The sequence below is a fragment of the Cytobacillus sp. FSL R7-0680 genome (assembly GCF_038009245.1).
GTDB classification, from domain to species: domain Bacteria; phylum Bacillota; class Bacilli; order Bacillales; family Cytobacillaceae; genus Cytobacillus; species Cytobacillus kochii.
Window position 1 is genome coordinate 3759937 of record NZ_JBBPAO010000001.1, and the last position, 14645, is coordinate 3774581.

At 35.5% G+C, this 14645-nt stretch carries 18 protein-coding genes and 1 riboswitch; of the genes, 14 read left to right on the forward strand and 4 right to left on the reverse strand.

The window, feature by feature from the left end:
* Positions 1 to 95: 95 nt before the first annotated feature.
* Positions 96 to 200, reverse strand: a riboswitch (TPP riboswitch).
* A gap of 133 nt (positions 201 to 333) precedes the next feature.
* Both MKY26_RS18835 and MKY26_RS18840 read left to right on the forward strand, forming a co-directional pair.
* On the forward strand, positions 334 to 573 hold the full coding sequence (locus MKY26_RS18835) for a hypothetical protein (RefSeq protein WP_341098316.1): 240 nt from the start codon (positions 334 to 336) through the stop codon (positions 571 to 573).
* A gap of 23 nt (positions 574 to 596) precedes the next feature.
* Positions 597 to 1571 (forward strand): M23 family metallopeptidase, encoded by a 975-nt coding sequence (locus tag MKY26_RS18840; protein ID WP_341098318.1) that lies wholly within the window; start codon positions 597 to 599, stop codon positions 1569 to 1571.
* Positions 1572 to 2481: 910 nt separating this feature from the next.
* Here MKY26_RS18840 and MKY26_RS18845 read toward each other — a convergent pair.
* The 4 genes from MKY26_RS18845 to MKY26_RS18860 form a co-directional block, all read right to left on the reverse strand.
* A complete protein-coding gene (locus MKY26_RS18845) occupies positions 2482 to 3453 on the reverse strand; it encodes a phosphotransferase (protein ID WP_341098320.1) in 972 nt (323 codons plus the stop codon).
* 344 nt (positions 3454 to 3797) lie between these two features.
* On the reverse strand, positions 3798 to 5852 hold the full coding sequence (locus tag MKY26_RS18850) for a HelD family protein (protein ID WP_341098322.1): 2055 nt from the start codon (positions 5850 to 5852) through the stop codon (positions 3798 to 3800).
* A 51-nt stretch (positions 5853 to 5903) separates the two neighbouring features.
* Positions 5904 to 6743: a helix-turn-helix domain-containing protein gene (locus MKY26_RS18855; RefSeq protein WP_233435361.1), complete on the reverse strand. Its 840-nt coding sequence runs from the start codon at positions 6741 to 6743 to the stop codon at positions 5904 to 5906.
* A 379-nt stretch (positions 6744 to 7122) separates the two neighbouring features.
* A complete protein-coding gene (locus MKY26_RS18860) occupies positions 7123 to 8001 on the reverse strand; it encodes a LysR family transcriptional regulator (protein ID WP_095370991.1) in 879 nt (292 codons plus the stop codon).
* A 106-nt stretch (positions 8002 to 8107) separates the two neighbouring features.
* On the opposite strand from MKY26_RS18860, the gene MKY26_RS18865 reads away from it, so the two are divergent.
* The 12 genes from MKY26_RS18865 (at position 8108) to MKY26_RS18920 (ending at position 14568) form a co-directional block, all read left to right on the forward strand.
* A complete protein-coding gene (locus tag MKY26_RS18865) occupies positions 8108 to 9109 on the forward strand; it encodes a YeiH family protein (RefSeq protein WP_328200352.1) in 1002 nt (333 codons plus the stop codon).
* Between the two features lie 87 nt (positions 9110 to 9196).
* Positions 9197 to 9610: a hypothetical protein gene (locus tag MKY26_RS18870; protein ID WP_095370989.1), complete on the forward strand. Its 414-nt coding sequence runs from the start codon at positions 9197 to 9199 to the stop codon at positions 9608 to 9610.
* Entirely contained in the window at positions 9607 to 10884 is a 1278-nt protein-coding gene (locus MKY26_RS18875; RefSeq protein ID WP_341098324.1) for a hypothetical protein, read from the forward strand. Before MKY26_RS18870 ends, MKY26_RS18875 begins: the two co-directional genes overlap by 4 nt.
* A gap of 4 nt (positions 10885 to 10888) precedes the next feature.
* The gene (locus MKY26_RS18880; protein WP_341049469.1) at positions 10889 to 11338 is read left to right on the forward strand and encodes a DUF4275 family protein; all 450 of its coding nucleotides are present in this window, start codon (positions 10889 to 10891) and stop codon (positions 11336 to 11338) included.
* Positions 11335 to 12108, forward strand: a complete 774-nt coding sequence (locus tag MKY26_RS18885) for a Cof-type HAD-IIB family hydrolase (protein WP_341098326.1) — start codon at positions 11335 to 11337, stop codon at positions 12106 to 12108. The genes MKY26_RS18880 and MKY26_RS18885 overlap by 4 nt, the downstream gene beginning before the upstream one ends.
* Before the next feature lie 14 nt (positions 12109 to 12122).
* Positions 12123 to 12860: a class I SAM-dependent methyltransferase gene (locus tag MKY26_RS18890; RefSeq protein WP_341098328.1), complete on the forward strand. Its 738-nt coding sequence runs from the start codon at positions 12123 to 12125 to the stop codon at positions 12858 to 12860.
* A gap of 24 nt (positions 12861 to 12884) precedes the next feature.
* Positions 12885 to 13007 carry a hypothetical protein gene (locus MKY26_RS18895; protein WP_328200337.1) on the forward strand — a complete coding sequence of 41 codons (123 nt, stop codon included), beginning with the start codon at positions 12885 to 12887 and terminating at the stop codon, positions 13005 to 13007.
* Entirely contained in the window at positions 13004 to 13156 is a 153-nt protein-coding gene (locus MKY26_RS18900; RefSeq protein WP_341098329.1) for a nucleotidyltransferase domain-containing protein, read from the forward strand. Before MKY26_RS18895 ends, MKY26_RS18900 begins: the two co-directional genes overlap by 4 nt.
* Positions 13157 to 13202: 46 nt before the next feature.
* On the forward strand, positions 13203 to 13574 hold the full coding sequence (locus tag MKY26_RS18905) for a hypothetical protein (RefSeq protein ID WP_341098330.1): 372 nt from the start codon (positions 13203 to 13205) through the stop codon (positions 13572 to 13574).
* 46 nt (positions 13575 to 13620) lie between these two features.
* Positions 13621 to 14007 (forward strand): cytochrome c biogenesis CcdA family protein, encoded by a 387-nt coding sequence (locus tag MKY26_RS18910; protein WP_341098705.1) that lies wholly within the window; start codon positions 13621 to 13623, stop codon positions 14005 to 14007.
* Positions 14004 to 14351: a cytochrome c biogenesis CcdA family protein gene (locus tag MKY26_RS18915; protein ID WP_341098331.1), complete on the forward strand. Its 348-nt coding sequence runs from the start codon at positions 14004 to 14006 to the stop codon at positions 14349 to 14351. The genes MKY26_RS18910 and MKY26_RS18915 overlap by 4 nt, the downstream gene beginning before the upstream one ends.
* Before the next feature lie 19 nt (positions 14352 to 14370).
* Positions 14371 to 14568: a hypothetical protein gene (locus MKY26_RS18920; RefSeq protein ID WP_095370983.1), complete on the forward strand. Its 198-nt coding sequence runs from the start codon at positions 14371 to 14373 to the stop codon at positions 14566 to 14568.
* Positions 14569 to 14645 lie beyond the last annotated feature (77 nt).

Genomic DNA, 14645 nt, shown 5'->3' on the forward strand with positions numbered 1-14645 from the left:
CCTTCTCCGAAAAGAGAAGCGAACGAGTAAACCTGTATTACTTTTTTGTCATGAAAAAAAGCAATACATAGGCGGTGATGGATGCCTAGTATTGCTCATATCCAAAACCACGATCCCTACGCTAGCATTATCTAACAGGTTCTTAGGGTCAGAACGAACTCGCTCACTCTCAGCCATATTAGGCTCCCCTTGTGGAAGTATTAAATTTATCCTCGGTTAGAATATACTATGACTTTCATCAGAATTCAAGAATCTTTTTTTGGTAGTAAAAAAACAGATTATTTGTGAAACTTATTCCCTAGATAGTCGTAGAATAATCAAGGAGTGATTGATATGAAGAAGGTTTTTGAAGTAAACCATCATGGAAATCATATATTAATCGAAAATTATTGGATTAACGGAGAAAAGTTGTATGTAAATGGTGAATTACAGGATGAAAATTTAGGTCTAGCATTAAGAGGGGATTTGAAAGGTAAGTTAGAAGATTTAAGTGAAATTAAAGTAACTATTGGCGGTTTCTTTACTATTAATTGCAAAATATTTCTTGAGAATCGTTTAATTTTTTCATCTTAATAAAACTTACGGGGGTAGAGGGTATGGTAGGGTCAATAGATCCTGATAGGTTTATAGATCATTGGTTAAGAGAAGATTTTAAAACAATTTATGAAGCAACTTCAAAAGTGTTTCAAGGAATGGTTTCATTATCGGCATTTATTGAGATGAGCGCAGCTTTTAATAAAGGTGTGCGTAGTTATCATCTTACGTCACGGACGGATGTCATAGGCATTGGTCAGTTCGTATGGGTAGATAACTCAAAAGCAAAAGCAGTTGTGGTTGGATTCGATGATAAATATACAATTGTCAGTCTCTATTTGAAACCCTACTTTGTCTTTCCAGAAACAGATAAGATTTATACAAAGAATGAATACATTATGCCAGTGATGGATGATTGGTTTGTTTTCTGGGGTGGCACAAATGAATTTATTAATTACCATTACGTATATGAACATCAAAGGTACGCGTATGATCTATTAAAGGTGAAGGATGGCTCTACATATAATGGTAGACCTGAAAAAAATGAGAGTTATTACGCATTTGCAGAGGAAGTTATCGCCCCTCAAAATGGCAAAGTAATAAAAGTGGTTGATGGTCTCGATGATAATATTCCAGGGCAGATGGATGAAGAACACCCCCCAGGCAACTATATTGTGATAGAGCATGCGCATAAGGAATATAGTATGATTGCTCATTTTAAAAAAGACAGTATCATTGTCCAAGAAGGAGAAGAAGTTCTTCAAAAACAATTACTTGGCAAATGTGGGAACTCGGGTAACTCTTCTGAAGCGCATATCCATTTTCAAATCATGGATTCAGAAGATCTTCATAAAGGAAAATCAGTTCGCATTCGTTTTAAAAATGGTGTAGAACCGATTCAAGGAGAAATCGTAACAAATCATTTAACAAAATACCTTAATCGATTCGAAGAGAAGTTCGACAAGGTTGAAAATACGATGACAATAGCAGACTATGTTTTTGCCGTTCCCAGAGCAATTATTCAGCTTTTTAAATAGAGAAATACAGTTAAATGGAGGTCGCTTGTGCCGGCCTCCTTGCCCACAATTCAATCAAACATTTATTTAAATCGCAAAAAAAGTGGTTTGATAATAATCGTTGCTCTTTTCGTAAGACTCAGTGCGGTTTTTTAACGTATCAACTAATAACTGGATACTGTGATTCAAGTTCGTTCCTTTGATCAACACATAAGAGAAGGAATGTTCTTCTTAAAGCCTTCCAGCTTCTACAGGCCGTATGTCAACTCCTCTTTTATAGTTACCTCGGAAAATAAGGAGCGTCTAAGCTACTTTTTACACTCCTCTTTATTCCTTGTGTAGAGCTGATTAACGTCGATTTGACGCTAATTTGATGTAATTCAATCAGGTGGCCAAATGTTTCCTTCTTCGTGACCTACTCTTGGTCATATAAGTCCTCTATCGAATGAAAATGCCTTTCCATATGTGGGTGAACAGAAGGTCAATAAGCAATCTTCTGCAAAGGGGTTCTGGACAAACTCTTTCGCATTGGTTTGCCCTTCCACAAGCCAATATCTACTGCTATGGTGCCTGCCACTAGCAATTACTTATTCGCTATTCCCAATTGTAACATGATAAGATAATTGCTCATGAGTGGCTCGTAATTGTGCGATAACACTTAGCAAAATAGCTTTACCAATCGTAAAGCTAGCTCCGATTCGTATGAACCCTGGGGCAACTTGTTTTTTTATGCTAATTATAGAATCGATCTTTCGATACCTCAAAACTGAATAAGTGTTAAACAGAAGGAGAATAAGCTCTAGGTAATGATGATTCTAAATTTAGTCATATGAAACTAAATAAACGTGTGCCGATTGAATATCGACACACGTTCAATGTTCATCTTTTTATGTTGTCTACGTGAGAGGGACAAGACAAAAGATTACGTTTTTTAAACTAACTTCATGGCTAAAGAATCAACATTCTTATTTAGCCATGCTAACTGCTTTGTTGTCAGCCTAGCAATTTTTAAATATTCTTTTGGTAACTTTCCATAAGGTTCGTAAAAATTACTAACAGCTAGCTGAAAGAAATACAGATATGGCATATGGAACAAATCGTAATTATTCAAGGTAAACCACTTTGAATAGTTATCTATATAACGTTTAAGAGCATTAGATTTAATTTTTCCACTCTTAGCAACAGGGTCCGCATAAGAGAAAGACATCATTACTTCCCAACATGCAGGTAAATGACAGGCGTCTGTCCAATCAATTGTATACAATTTTGTTTCCTTACATATGATTTGAGAAGTATAATAATCTCCATGCGAATTAGTACATGTAAACTTAGAATAATCAAACGTATAGTTATTAATTGTATCTAGATACTCTAATCGGTTAATAATATCTTTCATAGTTGTCGTATCGTTTGACTGTTGTGCTTTTTTAAAAGTCTTGAGGTAGGATTTTTTTGCCTTAATAATTTGACTGTTAGTAAATAATTCTTTATTAATCATTCCTGTTTTTAATTTGGGGGTTTGAGATAATACATGTTGAATTTTTCCTAAATTTTGAGCGGATACATCCTTAAACCAGTCAGTTCCATTATTTAAGTCATAAATTTCCCCATCTATATATTCTTGTAAGTGGTATTTTTCCCCGTTTATGGAGAATGAATAAGTTCCTTGATTAGATTTAATAACTTGTGCTACAGGAATTTCGTTTTCGTAAAGGTACTTAACCAATTTGCCTTCTATTTCGGTATCTTGAATATAGGAAGGAATACGTTTTAGAACGTAACTTCCTTTAGATGTATTTAAATAATAGGTTGCAGATATATTATGATCGGTAAGTTGTGTCATGTGAGTAATTTTTAAATCGAACTGTTCGTTCAGTATATCTTTCATTATATAAAAGTTCATTAATTACACTCTCCTCGATGAATTATTTTTGAGAAAAGCTATGAACCAGACTTAAACATAAGTTATTCAAACAAAAATCCTCCTTCATTAATCTGATTAATATTCTATAAAGCATATAGAGTAATATCAAGTAAAACAAAACGGTAATAACTAAGTTATTTCCTCTAGATAGTTTCTTTACACATAGTTATAGTTTTTATATTAGTCTGCTCTGGTTGGTTGATAGTTACTTTATTTCTTTAAATAAAGGGAATTCTTCTAGTTATGTTGCTAAAGGGGTAGAATAGTGACAATTGATTGATAAAAAGAGAAGACCCCAATCTTTTATAGAATGGGGTCGATTTTTACTCGTTTTTAATTAAAGGAGTTAATTCGCTTTTTTTGTGCAGTATAGTCAACTTATGCATCGCTCTAGTTGCTGCGATATATAATAAGCCTTTGTCAAATTTAGATTTATATACATCAGCATTTGCAAAAGGAATGAGTACCTCATCAAATTCCAATCCTTTAGCTAATTGGATTGTTGTTACGGTTATCCCTTGCTCAAATGTTTCACTGGTATCACTTAGTTTATTAAGTGTAAAAAACTGTTTTAGTTCATCATAAATTTGATTTACTTGTGCTTCACTTTTACAGATGATACCTAAACGATTAAACGAGTTATTTTGGAACTGGATGATTAATCTTTGTAATTGATCAATTAAAGAATGCTGGTTTGTATACGATATAATTTCTGGTTTTTCTCCATGGCGATCAATTGCTTCGATGGAGTAATCCGGCATAAACTGCTTCGCAAAAGCGATAATTTCATAAGAGGATCGATAACTTTTTTTCAGTTCTACAAATTCCATTCTATCAAATATGTTACTGAAGGATTGATTGGAATTTAAACTAAAAGGATTCAACATTTGACCAAAATCACCTAAGATTGTTTTCTTGCACCTAAATATTTTATTGATTACAGCGTAATGAACGGGACTGTAATCTTGCATTTCATCAATAACTAAATGCTTAACTAAGTTAAACGACTCGATGCCCTCAAAATAGTAGATACAATATATATATGGAAAGACATCTTGATATTCTAGTCTTTCTTTATTCCAATTTAGTGCATCAGCATTATTTATCACATTAAAGAAATGTATATAAATAGATTGGGCATCACTAAATTTTAAATAGCTGCTAAGTCTTTTTTTTAAGTCTATTTTGGAAGGGATGTTTTTAATTTCTGCTGCTTTACTCTTCTTTAAAATGTCCAAGACATCATTAGATAACTCATCCAACCGTTGTTTTACTGGGAGGTTATTATAACTATGGAATCTTGATAAAAGGTATTCCTTTGTTATGATCGTATCACCAAAATGCATATTTTCATCCGGTTGGAAGATGTTTGAATCAATATTCTTTATATAATTGCTCAATTGCTTAAAAAAAGCTAATGAGGATTTTAGTTTTACTCGAAGCGTATAGTTAGAATGAGGTTCCTCTATGATTCTTTTGGTTTGTTCGTATAAAGATTCAGCTTTTATATTATTTGGAAGAAGAGCTGTGGCAATATCATCAAATGTCTGTTCACGAACTGGGTCTTCACCCAGTTCAGGCAAAACATTTGCTATAAAATCAGCAAATATTTTATTCGGTGATATGATTGTGATCTGATCAGACGATAGCTTTTCTTTGTGCTTGTAAAGCAAGTAGGCAATGCGATGCAGAGCAATGGCTGATTTTCCTGAACCAGCAACTCCTTGAATGACGAGAGTATGAGCAGATTCATTTCGTACAATCTTATTTTGTTCTTTCTGTATGGTTGATATAATTGTTTTCATTCGATCATCAGACGTTGTACTCAATTCTCTTTGAAGGACATCATCTTGGATAGTCATAGAGCTCTCTAATGCATACTGCAATTGCTGATCCTTAATTTTATACTGTCTTTTTCGGCTGATTTCCCCATGTATCATACCAACCTGTGCTTCATAAGCAGCTTGCCCAAGTTCGTATTCATAATACATACTCGATATCGGTGCTCGCCAATCGTAAATTAATATATCGTTATCTCGATCAGCTAGGTTGAACTTTCCAATATAAAATTCTTCTACCTCATCGCCATCCTCAAATTTAAAATCGATACGACCAAAATAAGGTGATTCTAAAAGCTTTTTTACTTTATTTAATTGACTATAGTAAAAGTCAATTGTTTTATCAATATTAGTCATAGACCGATAATTTTGGTACATCTCCATCGGATCAGCAGTAAACTCGGATAAATAATGCTTTAAATCATGATAATCTTCATCGTCTTTTTTAATTTTATGATTGATGTAATCTTTTTCTTCTTCCAAATGACTAATCATTTCTTTTAATCGTATACTTTCTTCCTGGAATATATCAGATGTCATTATAGCACTCCTTTCTTATACTTAAGTTTTCATAAATATAGTGTAACTGGCTTAATCATGTATCTCTCCTTGTTGGTATAAAACCATTTCCTGAGTAGGATAACCAAATTCAGTCAGAAGTTCTGCTTCTCTAAAACCTAGTTGAATTAATGCATTTCGGTAGCCTAGGTCAGCTTTATCTCCTTTTCTAAAAGACGTGATGTGGACTTTTTCGTAATTTGCCAAATCGGTCATCTTTATAAAAAGATGTATAATCTCTGGTTTATCATATAAAGGATGAACCCCCAGGAAATCAATTCCCCCATTTATGTGGGAAATCAACATATTTCCAATGATTAATCCATTTTCTATCATGATGAAGGCACGTCTGTCAGCAATGTATGTTTGAAGTACCTTTCTATGCTCTGCTTCTTGCAAGTGAGGAAAGCCATCAATTACGAGGCTTACAAAAGCCATCCAAGATGGTACATCATCCTTGGTAGCTTCTTTAATTATTCTTAAGTTCTCTAATTCTTTATTGTTACTCGTCTGAGTCCATTCATGATTAAATTGGAATCGTAACTGTAATGGATAATAGTCTTTTTCCTCACGGTATTGAAGGGGTGATTTCTTATACATTGCTTTAAATATAGTGGTAAATGCTTGCTGACTCTCGTAACCAGCAACCAATGCGATTTCTAGAATAGACTTATCGGAGAATACAAGCATCTTTGCTGCCTCAGTTAACTTTCTTCGCTGTACATAATCATGAATAGTCATACCTACTGTTTGTGAAAATACCCTATGCAGATAATACTTCGAATAATGCAAGGCATGTGCAACAAGTGCTAGGTTCATTTTCTCTGATAGATGAGCTTCGATATAATCAATGGTATCCATAATTAGATTCACTTTTTTCAAAGCTTGACCCTCCCTCACAAATAATAACAAGAAAACCTAAAGATCTTTTCATTATTCTTGCTCTTTTCTTACACATATACTAGCGGATGCCAGAAATATTATATTTAAATATGACAATGAAGGGAGAGTAATATACATTTAGTATTGGAAATGAGGGAATTTATACGGATAACAAACTATTTTTTTGTTGATAGCTCATACTATCATTACAATGTTAGGTGGAATTCAGAAGTTTACTTATATATTGAAATAACTATCACCTTAAAATGGACAATGCTTAAAAAGAGGTGGTTTGGTCGAGTAGAAAAGGAACGAATAGAACCTGTCACTTGTTCCATTCATCCCATTTAATCAAACGTTTGTTTAAATACTAAGCTTCAGTACCATATTTCAACGTATTGACCAATAATTGCGTATTGCGATTAAGGTTTGTCCCTTTGGTCAGGATATAAGAAAAGGCTCGTTTTGCATAAAGGCCATCTATCGGTACAATCTTCAATAGACCGTATGTTAATTCCTCTTGTATGGTTGCCTCGGATAGTAAGGCGAGTCCTAGTCCACTTTTTACGCTACTTTTTATTCCTTGGGTAGAGCTGATGATGAAGGTGGATTTGACTCTAATTTGATGAGATTCGATTAGATGGTCAAATGATTGCCTTGTCCCCGAACCTTCTTCACGGATAATCCATTCTTGATCATGCAAATCTTCTATCGAATGAAAATTTCCTTCATAGGCAGGTGAACAGACAATCACTAAACGATCTTCTGCGAAGGGTGTTTGGACCACCTCTCTTGCATAGGTTTGCCCTTCCACTAAACCGATATCTACTTCTAACCGCCTCACACTATTAATCATCTGATCTGAATTACCAATCGTCACATGGAAGGATAACTGCTCATGAGTTGCTTGTAATTGTGCGATCACGCTCGGCAAAATGTATTCACCAATTGTAAAACTAGCTCCGATTCGTATGAGTCCTGAGGCAACTTGTTTTTTCTCATATAATGTTTCTTTAAGCTGTTGATACACATCCCATATTTTTAAGCCTTGATTATAAAAAAGTTCCCCTTCTGCTGTTAAGTGGACTTTTTTTGTTGTGCGCTGAATGAGTGAGGTCGCAAATTCATTTTCCAGGTTTTTTATATGGACACTAACGGTTGGTTGAGATAATGCCCTTTGTTTAGCTGTTTTTGTAAAATTTTTCTCGCGTGCGAGGACAAGAAACGTCTCAAGTTCCTCCATATGCATGATAACCACCCCATTTATTAATAAAATGAATAAGTATTATTATATATATTTATTTCCAAAATAAAAAGGACAAAACTATACTGTAATAGAGAAAGGGGAGGCAGCAATGGATTTAAAGTCAACTTTGAGAACAGGCTCCTTTTATTTTGGAATAGGAACGACATTGATTATTGCAATTATGGCTGGGCTTCTCGCCAAACTACCTTACCTGACGATAATCGGTCAGCTTGTTTTAGCCATTTTGCTAGGTATAATTTGGTCTCATACGATTGGTTGGAACCGTTCATATAAAGTCGGTGTTGATTTTTCTAGTAAAAAATTATTAAGACTAGGCATTATCTTGTTAGGTTTGCGCCTTAATTTATCCGATTTAGCTCATGCAGGTGTAAGTACTTTTCTTTATGCGGCATTCTTATTATGTGTCACCCTCCTAGCAGTTTATAGCTTCGCTAGGATGCTTCGTGTGGATAAGACATTAAGTTTATTAACGGCATGTGGTACGGCGATTTGTGGTGCGGCTGCGATTGTCGCGATTGCATCTGTTGTCAGAGCGAAGGAAAGTGTGACTGCTGTCAGTGTCGGTGTGATTGCTGTGCTTGGTACGCTATTCACGTTACTTTATACTTTTCTTTTTCCGATTTTACCAATAACCGATTACCAATATGGTATGTTAACTGGAGGCACCCTGCATGAGATTGCGCACGTTGTTGCTGCTTCTTCTGTTGGTGGTGTGGAGGCAGAGAATATCGCCATCATCGTTAAACTAACAAGAGTCATTTTACTTGTACCAGTGGCCATTCTTATCGGCTATTATATGAAGAAGCGGGAAAGTCAAGAGAGCGCAACAAAGAACAAGTTACCGATTCCTTGGTTTATTTTCGGTTTTCTCGCGATGAGTGCCATCAATACGTTGGGGTGGTTGCCGACTGAACTTGTTCAATGGCTTATTAGTGGATCATATTTATTATTAGCAATGGCAATGGCGGGCTTAGGGCTAAATGTAGAACTCTCCGCTTTTAAGAAAATGGGTCTGCAGATTTTTTATGCGGCATTACTTGGTACGATACTGCTTGTTTTATTAGGATTTATCATTATTTTTATGATGTAAAGGGTCACATGAAGTGTGGCTCTTTTTTTTGTTCCATTGTATGATAATAAGAATATATTTCCATTTTATATGTATGAAGGAGTAAGTATGAAAAGTATATACCTCGCTATCGTTTTAAGCGTATTAGTTCTCATCGGTTGTGAAAAGGGAGAGCCGATGGTGTTATTGAACGAGCCAATTAAAGCTATTCATTTTTCACCATCAAAAGGCGTGGGTGAAATAAATGAAACCATCCTTTTTTCTATCAAAGAAGATGCAGACATAAAAACAGTGGAAAAAGTCATTTTAACAGCTGTAAAAGAGCCAACAGTAATAAATGAAAGACTGCCAGATTATGATGTAATGGTTGAGTATAAAAAGGGTTTGCCTACTCATGCCATTCATTTATGGGTAGGAGAACAAGATGAACCTAGTATTCTCATGTATATGGTTAATGATGGGGAGACGTATTTGACCACAGGCGACATGACGAATGTGTTAAGGGAGATGCTTAAGAAATGATTATAAACGAACAAGAGCAAAAAATAATAGAATGGACCAGATTAAAGTTCGGCTTAGCTCATTATGATTTATGTCGTAGTAGTTACAGTCGCCGTGTAACACTTTTTAATGAAACAGTTTACCAATATTGTATGGAGTGGTTTCCTAAAGAGGCATGTATTGTTGAGGAAAATTTAAATCCTGAGGGAACGGCAGTAATTACGATCGATTTGCAAACAAATAAGGTAGAATCCGCTATTTTTGTGGAAGGGAAAACATATGCAGAGCATGGTGTTGTCTTTCATCAGCGAGATGTAGAAAGCATTATCAAATGGATAGAAGCGGAAACGAATTTAATATATGGTAGGCATTTTCAACTGGATTCTCATAAAGGGGACAAGTACGTTTTTAAAGAATGTTATAAAGGGATAGACATATCTCCACCTGGTTATATTGAACTGAAATTAAATAGTGAAGGGAAACTCGTTTTTTATAGTGTTTATGGGCAATTTCCAAAAGAAGAAGTAGTGAAAGAAGAGGAATATACACTGACCGTTGAGCAAGTAAAGAAAGCTGCCCAATCGCAAATCAAACTGATACATGATCCTTCCTTTGAAGAGGAAAAAATCCACGCTGTATATGCTGTAGAGGAAATTTATATAGCCAATGATCTTTCGAAAACATTTCCTTTTGAAGGTTTTACCGATAGATGTGGACGTATTGAATTGGAAGAGCTATTGGTTTGGTCGGAGCCGTTACAAAATAACTTCACTCGGAGTGAGTTGATGTTGATAGAAAATATCTCAGCAAAACAGGCATTCACGAATGAACCTAGTGCTGATACTGTACCGATTAATAAAAGTGAAGTAACTGCTTATATTGACGTCGTTCAAACGTTTTTAAGACAAGTATACCCAGAGTATTCAGGAGAATGGTTATTAACTTCTTTCAATCGCGATACTGGTTATATTCACGCAAATTTAAAAGGAAGTAAGAGCCACTCGTTTGTTTTCCAGCGGAAACTGAAAGTCTTTATCGATCCCCGTTCGCTCGAGGTGATTAATTATATAGACAACCAGTTATTAAGTGATCAATTTAAATCGTATGATGGCCCGGATGAGGTTGTCCTATCAAAAGAAAAAGCCTATGAAAAAATCAAGGAATTCATTGAGTTAAAACCTATTTATGTGTATGACTTTGATACACGAAAATATATTTTAAGTGCAATGATTGATAGTTTGTATGGGGTTGATGCCAATACCAGTGAGGTTTTCTTGTTGGCGGATAGGAAGTGATGGAGTGGTGGATTTAGTAACAAGATTGCGAGATCGGGGAGTAAAAGTAACCGAGATACCGAAATGGGGTCCTTATTTACAATATCGCTGGGAGCAGTCATTTGCTAGTCACTTGAATAAGAGTGAAGAAGAAGAGATTCATTTATATGATAAAGGGAGAATTTGTGGGTTTCTATGGCACGTTTTTAGTTATGAGACAGTCGCTTGTCTAGAAGGAGAACAGGCTAGAGGTAGGTTAGATCAAATGAAAAATATGTCTTGTTATATATTTTACGAGATGGAGGATGCTGCGTATATCATTGATCGGGTAACATCACTCAAGGCGATTGATTTCGAGAGAGAAAGTGATATTTATGTGGTGGATGTTGATTTTACTTGGACATATATAAGGACACATGAATCCCCATGGTACGGTCCTTATTTTTATCATCATAAAGAGGTTGAGAGAAGATGACTTATAAACTGGTATTCTTTGATGTGGATGGTACGATAACGAGTGAAAAAGATGGGAGTATACCACCAACAACTAAGGTAGCGATTAGAAGACTGATGGAGAAAGGTATACACGTTGTTGCGGCTACTGGTAGACCATTATCCATGTGTGAAGAGTTGCGGGAAATAGGAATAGAGACTTTTATAACAGCTAACGGATGGTACGCCAAGCATCAACAGACGGTCATACATAAGATTCCATTTAATAAAGAGAGATTAATAGACGTGATGAACTTTGCAGAAAAAATGAAACATGGTTTAACTTTTTATACTGAATCCCTTTATATGAATGGTGTCAAAGAAGAAGCTATTCTTACAGCACTTAATGAGACTTTATCTCTTGCTGATTATCCGAGTACACAGCCTGCTATTCTTGAGGAAGAGGTATATCTTTTATGTTTATTTGCGAATGATAGAGTAGTAGATATTTATCGGCAAACGTTTCCTTATTTAATGTTTAAGAGGTGGCACCCTTATATCTTAAATGTAGTTGAAAAAGAGGTATCTAAGTATGTAGCAATAAAAGAAGTATTAGCCTATTTCAATGTGTACCCCCATGAAACAATTGCTTTTGGCGATGGCGACAATGACATTGATATGGTGAAACTTGTTGGGCTAGGAATTGCGATGGGGAATGGTAGCCAAGGCGTTAAGACTGCTGCGGATTATGTGACTTCTAGGGCAAGTGAAGGAGGGATTTATGAGGCATTAATGAAGTTCAATATTTTATAAGAAGGAGGTTCGTTATGAAGGAGAATATATATGATCAAGCATCCTTTTTTGAAAAATATAGCCAAATGACACGATCGGTAAAAGGCTTAGAAGGAGCTGGAGAATGGCAAACATTAAAAGGTATGCTGCCGACCTTTCAGGATAAAACCGTCTTAGATTTAGGTTGTGGTTTCGGTTGGCATTGCCGATTCGCGGCAGAGCATGGAGCTAAATCAGTTGTGGGAGTAGACATTTCTGAAAAAATGATCTCGAAAGCAAAAACAATGTCACAAGACTTTGAAAATGTTACATATATTCGATCCACAATAGAGGATATGCAAATAAAGGAGAGGCATTATGATGTGATAGTAAGTTCGCTTGCCCTACACTATGTACCTGACTTTGAAGAAGTGGCTAATAATGTTCATAAGGGATTGGTAAAAGGAGGACAATTTATTTTTTCTGTAGAACATCCTATTTTTACAGCACAAGGTAGTCAAGATTGGTTCTATGATGCACAGCAAGAGGTTTCTCATTTTCCTGTCGACCATTATTTCTTTGAAGGAGAAAGACAAACAACCTTTTTGGAAGAAAAAGTAACGAAATACCATAAAACTTTGACTACTTATCTTGATGGCTTACTAAAGCAAGGTTTTCAAATCACAAGAGTAGTGGAACCAAAGCCACCAGAACATATGATGCATACAGAGGAAATGAAGAATGAAATGAGAAGACCCATGATGATCATTATTTCGGCGACTAAATACGAGTAGCTTAATATCAATGATGGTTGGTTGTTGAAGAAAGGAGTAGATGAATTGGTCGTTTCAAGAAATTATTCTCTTAACCAGTTTTATGAGATTCCGCCATATACGTACAATCCGGTAGCAGGAGCTTTATATATGGGGTTGAAATTATGACGGAGTTCCAACTTTGTCATAGAATAAAGGAACTCATGTCGGGATTTGATAAACCGTGGTTTATTGCGGGTGGTTGGGCGATTGATTTGCATATCGGTCAAAAGACTAGAGAACATAAAGATATTGAAAATCGCTGTATTTCGTCATGATCAAGCGCATGTAAAAAATCACCTTAAACAATGGAGGCTTCAGAAAGTGGTGAATGGTGAACTAGTTATTTGGGAAGGAGAAAACTTACAGCGACCGATTCATGAAATTCATTGCCAGAATGTGATAAATGGTACTTCTTTAGAGGTATTGTTGAATGAAATCCAACATAACGATTGGATCTTTAGAAGAGATGAGCGTATTCGTTATTCATTTGAAAAAATGAAGTCCGTACACATAGAAGATATTCCATATTTGAGCCCCGAAGTGGTGTTGTTATATAAAGCGAAAGATACGAGAGCGAAAGATCAAGAGGACTTTCTTCGAGTCGTCGATTTCCTATCTTCTGAAGAAAAGAAATGGCTACAAACGGCGATGCAATTACATATGCCACATCATAAGTGGTTAGAATTACTGTAAGATACTGAAATACACTTACTTAAATGGATCAGGAGGATACCTAGTGATGGATATAATGAATATGACAGTAACCTTAGCATTATTAGGCGGGCTATTGGCATTTTTCTCTCCGTGTACGCTACCGTTATATCCGACTTTTATCTCTTATATTACCGGGGTATCGGTAAATGACCTGAAACAAAAGCATGGTGCACAGTCGAAGGTAATCCTTCATGCGGTTGCGTTTTGTTTCGGATTAGCATCTTTAAACTATGTATTGGGTTTTTCTGCGAGTTTTCTTGGGGAGTTTTTTAGAGAATATAATGATCTCATTCGCATGTTTGGTGGGATTTTCCTTATTATGATGGGGATATTTTTAATGGGTCTTTTTCAGCCGAAACTTCTTATGAAGGAGATACGCCTCTTTAAATATAAACAAGCAGGAACTTTTTGAGTTCATACTTAGTAGGCGTCATTTTTGCTGCCGCTTGGACCCCATGTATTGGCCCCATCTTAGGTGCTATTATTTACGCTAGTTTGGCTCAACCACCAGAACAAACTTTTATCCATATTACAGCTTATTCGTTAGGATTTTCTATACCGTTTATTTTACTAGGTTTTGCTATTGAGAAGGTGCGATTCTTTCATAAATATTCGAGTCATTTGATGAAAATGGGTGGTTTCATTTTGATTATTATTGGGGTAATGGTCTATTTTGATCAAGTGTATGTCATCAACATTTGGGGAGCGAAGGCGGAATTCTTTTTGAAAGGGTTGTGGGGGATGATTACTAGTTAGCACAAAGGGGGAAAATTAGTTGAATCAGTTTAATATAAAGTGGCAAAACCCAATCATCCGTCTGTATATTTTAGGCATGCTACCTTTGATCGTGCTGTCTATCATATTTTTTAGTACTTTACCGAGTGAATTGTATTGGATCCCAAACAGTTTATTAATGATTGGTACAGTCGTTATGATTCTTACTAGTGCTATACTTTACAGAAAAAGTAAGTAAGAAGAGTTGAGTACAACTCCATAAAAAAGACATGAACAAATGTTTCTGGGAATTTGCTCATGTCATTTAAATTGGGT

Excerpts from the sequence above, each read along its gene's own strand:
- MKY26_RS18875 (WP_341098324.1), top strand. The coding sequence starts at position 9,607 with ATGATTATAAACGAACAAGAGCAAAAAATAATAGAATGGACCAGATTA.
- MKY26_RS18845 (WP_341098320.1), bottom strand. The coding sequence starts at position 3,453 with ATGAACTTTTATATAATGAAAGATATACTGAACGAACAGTTCGATTTA.
- MKY26_RS18840 (WP_341098318.1), top strand. The coding sequence starts at position 597 with ATGGTAGGGTCAATAGATCCTGATAGGTTTATAGATCATTGGTTAAGA.
- MKY26_RS18900 (WP_341098329.1), top strand. The coding sequence starts at position 13,004 with ATGACGGAGTTCCAACTTTGTCATAGAATAAAGGAACTCATGTCGGGA.
- MKY26_RS18865 (WP_328200352.1), top strand. The coding sequence starts at position 8,108 with ATGGATTTAAAGTCAACTTTGAGAACAGGCTCCTTTTATTTTGGAATA.
- MKY26_RS18860 (WP_095370991.1), bottom strand. The coding sequence starts at position 8,001 with ATGCATATGGAGGAACTTGAGACGTTTCTTGTCCTCGCACGCGAGAAA.
- MKY26_RS18890 (WP_341098328.1), top strand. The coding sequence starts at position 12,123 with ATGAAGGAGAATATATATGATCAAGCATCCTTTTTTGAAAAATATAGC.
- MKY26_RS18870 (WP_095370989.1), top strand. The coding sequence starts at position 9,197 with ATGAAAAGTATATACCTCGCTATCGTTTTAAGCGTATTAGTTCTCATC.
- MKY26_RS18910 (WP_341098705.1), top strand. The coding sequence starts at position 13,621 with ATGGATATAATGAATATGACAGTAACCTTAGCATTATTAGGCGGGCTA.
- MKY26_RS18885 (WP_341098326.1), top strand. The coding sequence starts at position 11,335 with ATGACTTATAAACTGGTATTCTTTGATGTGGATGGTACGATAACGAGT.
- MKY26_RS18850 (WP_341098322.1), bottom strand. The coding sequence starts at position 5,852 with ATGACATCTGATATATTCCAGGAAGAAAGTATACGATTAAAAGAAATG.
- MKY26_RS18835 (WP_341098316.1), top strand. The coding sequence starts at position 334 with ATGAAGAAGGTTTTTGAAGTAAACCATCATGGAAATCATATATTAATC.